General features: G+C 72.9%; 6 protein-coding genes. All 6 read right to left on the bottom strand.

The genetic code is table 11. The features are described from left to right. Positions 1-63: 63 nt before the first annotated feature. The gene (locus tag FRCN3DRAFT_RS0241775; protein WP_007520370.1) at positions 64-1,467 is read right to left on the bottom strand and encodes an acyl-CoA carboxylase subunit beta; all 1,404 of its coding nucleotides are present in this window, start codon (positions 1,465-1,467) and stop codon (positions 64-66) included. Positions 1,468-1,819: 352 nt separating this feature from the next. Continuing rightward, positions 1,820-3,049 carry a beta-ketoacyl-ACP synthase II gene (gene fabF, locus FRCN3DRAFT_RS0241770; protein ID WP_007520368.1) on the bottom strand — a complete coding sequence of 410 codons (1,230 nt, stop codon included), beginning with the start codon at positions 3,047-3,049 and terminating at the stop codon, positions 1,820-1,822. Next, positions 3,046-3,294 carry an acyl carrier protein gene (locus FRCN3DRAFT_RS0241765; protein WP_007520367.1) on the bottom strand — a complete coding sequence of 83 codons (249 nt, stop codon included), beginning with the start codon at positions 3,292-3,294 and terminating at the stop codon, positions 3,046-3,048. The genes fabF and FRCN3DRAFT_RS0241765 overlap by 4 nt, the downstream gene beginning before the upstream one ends. A 144-nt stretch (positions 3,295-3,438) precedes the next feature. Further along, on the bottom strand, positions 3,439-4,380 hold the full coding sequence (locus FRCN3DRAFT_RS0241760) for a beta-ketoacyl-ACP synthase III (protein WP_007520363.1): 942 nt from the start codon (positions 4,378-4,380) through the stop codon (positions 3,439-3,441). Next, positions 4,377-5,396, bottom strand: coding sequence for an ACP S-malonyltransferase (locus FRCN3DRAFT_RS0241755; protein WP_007520361.1), 1,020 nt, complete (start codon positions 5,394-5,396; stop codon positions 4,377-4,379). Before FRCN3DRAFT_RS0241755 ends, FRCN3DRAFT_RS0241760 begins: the two co-directional genes overlap by 4 nt. A gap of 397 nt (positions 5,397-5,793) precedes the next feature. After that, positions 5,794-6,125: PucR family transcriptional regulator (locus FRCN3DRAFT_RS49000; protein ID WP_007520359.1), on the bottom strand; the 332-nt coding region annotated here is incomplete at its 5' end.

The raw sequence follows: 6,125 nt of genomic DNA, 5'->3' as shown, positions 1-6,125 counted from the left end.
CCCGGCCCACGAGCGAAGCGACGTGGGTTGGGCCTCCGCGGAGGTCGCCGGAGCGAACCAATGTCACAGCGGGATGTTGCCGTGAACGTTCTTGTCGGGACGGCCGGCGGCGAGTGCGTCGGCGATCGCCGCCGCGATCGCGCCGCGGGTGTCGATCGGCGAGACGACCGCGTCGATCACGCCGAGCTCGACCGCCTTCTCGACGCCGCCGACGGCGACGGCGTGCTCCTCGGCCAACTCCTTGATGACCTCTGGCTGGCGCTGCGTCGGCACGGCGGCGATCGTGCGGCGGTGGATGATCTTCACGGCCGCTTCGTGGCCCATCACGGCGATCTCGGCCGTCGGCCAGGCGTAGACCGCCGTGGCGCCCAGGCAGGAGGCGTTCATCGCGATGTACGCGCCGCCGTAGGCCTTGCGGGTCACCACGGTCACCCTGGGCACGGTGCACTCGGCGAAGGCGTAGAGCAGCTTGGCGCCGCGGCGCACCACGCCCTCCCACTCCTGGCCGACGCCGGGCAGGTAGCCGGGGACGTCGACGAGGACGATCAGCGGCACCCCGAACGAGTCGCACATCCGCACGAATCGGGAGGCCTTCTCCGCCGACAGCGAGTCCAGGCAGCCGCCGCGGCGCAGCGGGTTGTTCGCGACCACGCCGACCGTGCGGCCGCCGATCCGGCCGAGCGCCGTGACGATGTTGCGGGCCCACTTGGGGTGCAGTTCGATGAAGCCGTCGTCGAGCACGCCGCCGACGAGGGGCCGGACGTCGTAGGCGCGGCGCGGCGACTCCGGCAGGAACGCGCTGAGCTCGCGGGGCTCGACCTGCCCGATGTCACGCTGGTCGGCGAGCAGCGACACGAGGTGACGGGTCGTCTCCACCGCCTGGTCGTCGGACTCGCAGCTCAGGTGGACGACGCCGCTCTTCTTGGAGTGCGTGTCCGGGCCGCCGAGGCTGTCGGCGGTGCAGTCCTCGCCGGTCACCGAGCGCACCACGTCCGGGCCGGTGACGAAGACCTTGGCGTCCGGGCCCATGATCACCAGGTCGGTCAGCGCCGGGCCGTAGGCGGCGCCGCCGGCAGCCGCGCCGAGCACCAGGGAGATCTGGGGGATGCGGCCGGACGCGCGCACGATCGCGGCGAAGACCCGGCCGACTCCGTCGAGCGAGGCGACGCCCTCCTGCAGCCGGGCGCCGCCGGAGTGCCAGATGCCGACCACCGGCACGCTCATCCGGGCGGCCGACTCGATGGCGTGCACGATGCGCGCGCAACCGTCGCGCCCCATCGCCCCACCTTGTACCGTCACGTCGGTCGCGAAGGCGACCACCTCGTTGCCGTCGACGAGTCCCTGCCCTGCGACGACACCCGACGTGTCGGGCGCGGCGAACAGAGTGACCGTGTCGTCGTCGAAGAAGTGGTTCAGCCGGGCGACGGGGGTACGGGGGTCGACGAGTTCCATCGTGGACAGACTCACCGGGAATCTCCTTGCCTGGGCGGCGAACAGCCTGCTCCTGCGACCAACCGCTAGCGCGGCCGGCCGGCTTGCACATCCGTCTGGTACGCGGGGCAGGGCGTACTGACGTCGCGCGCCTCGCGGCGCGCCGGGCGGCAGCGTGCGGGCAGCGCGGGATCACCGTCCTGGCCCGCCGAGGCATCGGCGCCATCGGCGCCGCCACGGCCACGGGGTAGCCGTCGGGTACCCGATCCGGATCCGGGCACCCGACGGCGGTCCGCCGTGTCCTGCCGGGAGCCGGCTTCTGGTCGCCGTCTCCCGTTGTCGCTGACCGCTGGTGCCGGGGCAGGCGTTCGCCCGCCCCGTCCCAACGTCATTCAGGCGTGAACGCTAGGCATACGTCGTGTCCGCCGAACCCGAACGAGTTCGACAGAGCCGCGCCTGACTTGATGTTTCGGTTGTCGATCCGCACCACGTCCAGCTCGATCTCGTCGTCGAGAGCGTCGAGGTTGCGGGTCGCCGGAACGATGCGATCGCGCATCGCCAGCACGGTGGCCACGGACTCGACGGCGCCGGCCGCGCCGAGCAGGTGCCCGGTCATCGACTTGGTCGCCGTCACCACGGCCGAGCTCGCCGCCGAACCAAGCGCCAGGTACAGCGCCTTCGCCTCGGCGAGGTCACCGACGGGGGTCGACGTCGCGTGCGCGTTGACGTGCGCCACGTCGGCCGGGGTCAGGTCGCCGGTCTCCAGTGCCTCCTGGACCGCCCGCGCCGCGCCCGCCCCGTTCGGCTCGGGCGCGGCCACATGGTATGCGTCGGAGCTGATCCCGGCGCCGGCGAGGTAGCCGTGGATCCGGGCGCCACGGGCCTTCGCGTACTCCTCGGCCTCCAGCACCAGTATGCCGGCGCCTTCGCCGAGCACGAACCCGTCCCGAGCCTTGTCGAACGGCCGCGAGGCCAGCGTCGGGTCGTCCTGGCGCTTCGACAGCGCCTGCATCTGCGCGAACCCGGCGATCGGCAGCGGCGCGATCGCCGCCTCCGTCCCGCCGGCGATGACGACATCCGCGCGGCCGAACTTGATCAGTTCGTACGCGAGCGCGATGGCCTCCGTGCCGGACGCGCAGGCGCTGACCGGGGCACGCACGCCGCCCTTCGCGCCGAACGCCAGCCCCACGGTGGCGGCCGGGCCGTTCGGCATCAGCATCGGGACGACGTGCGGGGTCACCTTACGAGCGCCCTGCTCGCGCAGCACGTCGTGCTGGGAGAGCAGGGTCAGCACGCCGCCGATGCCGGAGCCGACACAGACCATCAACCGCAGCGGGTCGACCTCCGGTGTTCCGGCGTCGGCCCACGCCTCACGCGAGGCGACCAGAGCCATCTGCTGGGTCCGGTCGAGCTTGCGGGCCTCGACCCGGCCGAGCGGGGGCTCGACCGCGAGCGGGGCGGCGATGTGGACCGGCACCGTTTCGATCCAGTCCTCCGTGAGACGGCGCACACCGGACCGGCCGGCGAGCAGCCCCTCCCACGTGGACGCCACATCGCCCCCGAGCGGAGTGGTCGCCCCGAGGCCGGTGACGACGACCCGCCTAGGGGATCGGATCACGCCGCGACACCCGCCCGCTGGATGTAGGAAACGGCGTCGCCGACGGTCTTGAGGGTCTTCACGTCGTCGTCCGGAATCTTGACGCCGAACTTCTCCTCGGCCGCGACGACGACTTCGACCATCGAGAGCGAGTCGACGTCCAGGTCGTCGATGAAGGTCTTCTCGGGGGTGACGTCGGCCGGGTCCACGCCGGCGACCTCCTCGAGGATCTCGGCGAGACCGGCGAGGACATCAGTCTGGGACATCAGGGACCTTTCTTGATCGGGCAGCTGTAGAGGTTCAGGTTGGTGACGGTCACCCGCAGATCGGGGCGGCGCGCGGGCGCTGGCCCGGCGACACCATCCGACGGGTGGCGAGCAGGGTATGGCTCGCTCCGGTCGGCACCGCCGTCAGGGGCATCGGATGACCTGGCCACAGTAGGTCAAGCCTGCACCGAAACCGAACAGGAGGACCGGGTCGCCGCGCCGTAGCTCACCGGCGTCGACCAGCCGCGACAGCCCCAGCGGGATGCTCGCGGCCGAGGTGTTGCCCGAGTCGACGACGTCACGGCCGACGACCGCGTCCTTCGCGCCCAGGCCACTCACCAGCGCCTCGATGATGCGCAGGTTGGCCTGGTGCGGCACGATCCCGGCGAGCTCCTCCGGGGCGACGCCGGCGCGCTCACAGATCTTGCGCAGCGTCGGGACCAGGGTCAGGGCCCAGCGGAAGACCGCCTGCCCCTCCATCCGGAACAGGTTGTCGCCGTAGCCCGGAACCCTGATCACGTCCGGGCGTGAGCCGTCGTGGCCCCAGACCACCGGGCCGATCTCGTCGTGCTCGGCGGGCCCGACGACCGCCGCGCCGGCGCCGTCGGCCAGCAGGATGCACGTCGTGCGGTCGTCCCAGTCGGTGTAGTCGGACAGCCGCTCGGTGGCGACCACGAGCACGTGCCGGGCGGTTCCCGCGCGGACGGTGTCCGCCGCCTGGGCGAGCGCGTAGCAGAAGCCGGCGCAGCCCGCGTTGATGTCGAACGCGCCGGCCGAGCCCAGCCCGACGCGGTGCGCGATCTGTGGGGCGGCGCCGGGGATCTGTGACGGGCTCGTGCAGGTCGCGGTGATGACGAGGTCGATGTCGGCCGCGGCGACGCCGGCGGCGGCCAGCGCCTTCTCCGCGGCCGCGGCGCCCATCATGACCGTGGTCTCGTCGGCGTCGGCGATCCGGCGGGTGGCGATGCCCGTCCGGGTGCGGATCCACTCGTCGGACGTCTCGACACGCTGCGCGAGGTCGTCGTTGGTGACCAGACGGACCGGGCGGTACGTGCCCAGACCGAGGACACGAGCGGCGGCGGTCATCGGGCCTCCCCAACCCGGGCACCGGCCGAGACCGGCTCGCCGGCGGGCGCGGGAATCGTAACGGTCGTCGCTGGCGGTTGCTCGGTGCCCGCGAACTCGGCCAGCAGCTCGCGCGCGGCGGGCAGGTCGGCGGGGCTCTTCACTGCCAGGATCTTCACCCCTGGCAGTTCCCGGCGGGCGATGCCGGCCAGCGTGCCGGCCGGCGGCAGCTCGATGACGGCCCTGACGCCCAGTTCACGCAGCGTCGCCAGGCACAGGTCCCAGCGCACCGGCGCGGCCACCTGGCCGACGAGGCGGGCCACCATCTGGGCGCCGTCGGCCACCACCGCGCCGTCCGCGTTCGAGACCTGGCCGACGCGCGGCGTTCCGGGGCGGATGCCCGGGGCCACCTCGGCGAGCGCCTCGCGCCCCGAGTCCATGTAGTGGGTGTGGAACGCGCCCGCGACGGCGAGCGCGCGCACCCGGACGCCGGCCGGCGGCTCGGCGGCGAGCTTCGCCAGCGCGTCGAGGTCACCCGCGGCCACGATCTGGCCGGCGCCGTTGCGGTTCGCCGGGGTCAGGCCCAGGCCTTCCAGGTGCGCGGCCACCTCGTCCGGGTCACCGCCGAGCAGTGCCGACATGCCGGTCGGGGTGCGGGCCGAGGCCTGAGCCATGGCCCGGCCGCGCAGCGCCACCAGCGCCAGCGCGGCCTCAGGCGAGAGCGTGCCGGTGAGCGCGGCCGCGGTGATCTCGCCGACGCTGTGGCCGGCGACCAGCAGCGCGCCGGCGGGCGCACCGCCCGCGACGGGCAGGCCCAGCTGTTCGGCCGCGATCAGGCCGGCGGCCACGATCAGTGGCTGCGCGACCGCCGTGTCCTTGATGGTCTCCGCCGGAGCCTCGGTTCCGAGCTCGACCAGGTCGATGCCGGCGGCCGCGGCGAACCAACGCAGGCGCGCGGCGACGCCCGGTAGTTCGAGCCACGGTCGGAGCATTCCCGAGGCTTGGGCGCCTTGTCCTGGCGCGAGGATGGCGAGCACGTCACTACCTAACCCTTCGCGAGGGCCGGTTGTCGCTGGCGGCCACTCACCGATGTGCCGACGGCTCGTTGTAGACGTCCTACAAAACGTCTAGCCCGGACGGGTACGTTAGTCACGTGGCGGTACCTGGGTCGACAATCGTGTGACAGGGCCGTTAAGTCGGGCGATGTGACCGTTCTCGCAGCGGCGACGAGCCGTCGAACGCCCGCGCTCGCGCCATCACGCCTGTAGGTCGTCCACGACACGACGAGTGTTCACCGCGGGGTCTCCAGCGGCTTCGAGGCTGCTCCCGGCGGTGTTTCGCCGCTCCGTTCCGCGGGCCCCCGGATGCCCGCCGGGACGCCCGCCCGTCCGCGTCGGATTGGTGGCGTGGCCGCGTCCGCCGCCTGGCCTGGAGCTATCCCTCGAGACGGCCGAGGAGGAGCGCTATGTGCAGCGTGAAACGTTGGCGATGGTCGGCCGTGTCGAGGCCGCACACCTCCGAGGCCTTTCTCAGGCGATAACGCACCGTGTTGGGGTGGAGGTAGAGGGCCTTCGCGGTCGCCTCCAGCGAGGCACCGAAGTCGAGATAGGTGCCAGCGGTTCCCAGCAGCGGCGCGCCCGCGTCGCGCAGCGGCAGGTAGATCTCATCGATGAGCACCCGGCGGGCCTGCTCGTCGCCGGCGAGCGCCCGCTCGGGCAGCAGCGCCCGCGCGGTCACCGGCCGCGGCGCCGCCGGCCAGGCGGCGA

Source organism: Pseudofrankia saprophytica, assembly GCF_000235425.2.
GTDB lineage: Bacteria > Actinomycetota > Actinomycetes > Frankiales > Frankiaceae > Pseudofrankia > Pseudofrankia saprophytica.
The sequence above is the reverse complement of the archived record's forward strand: the minus strand, read 5'-3'. Positions and strand labels throughout refer to the sequence as shown.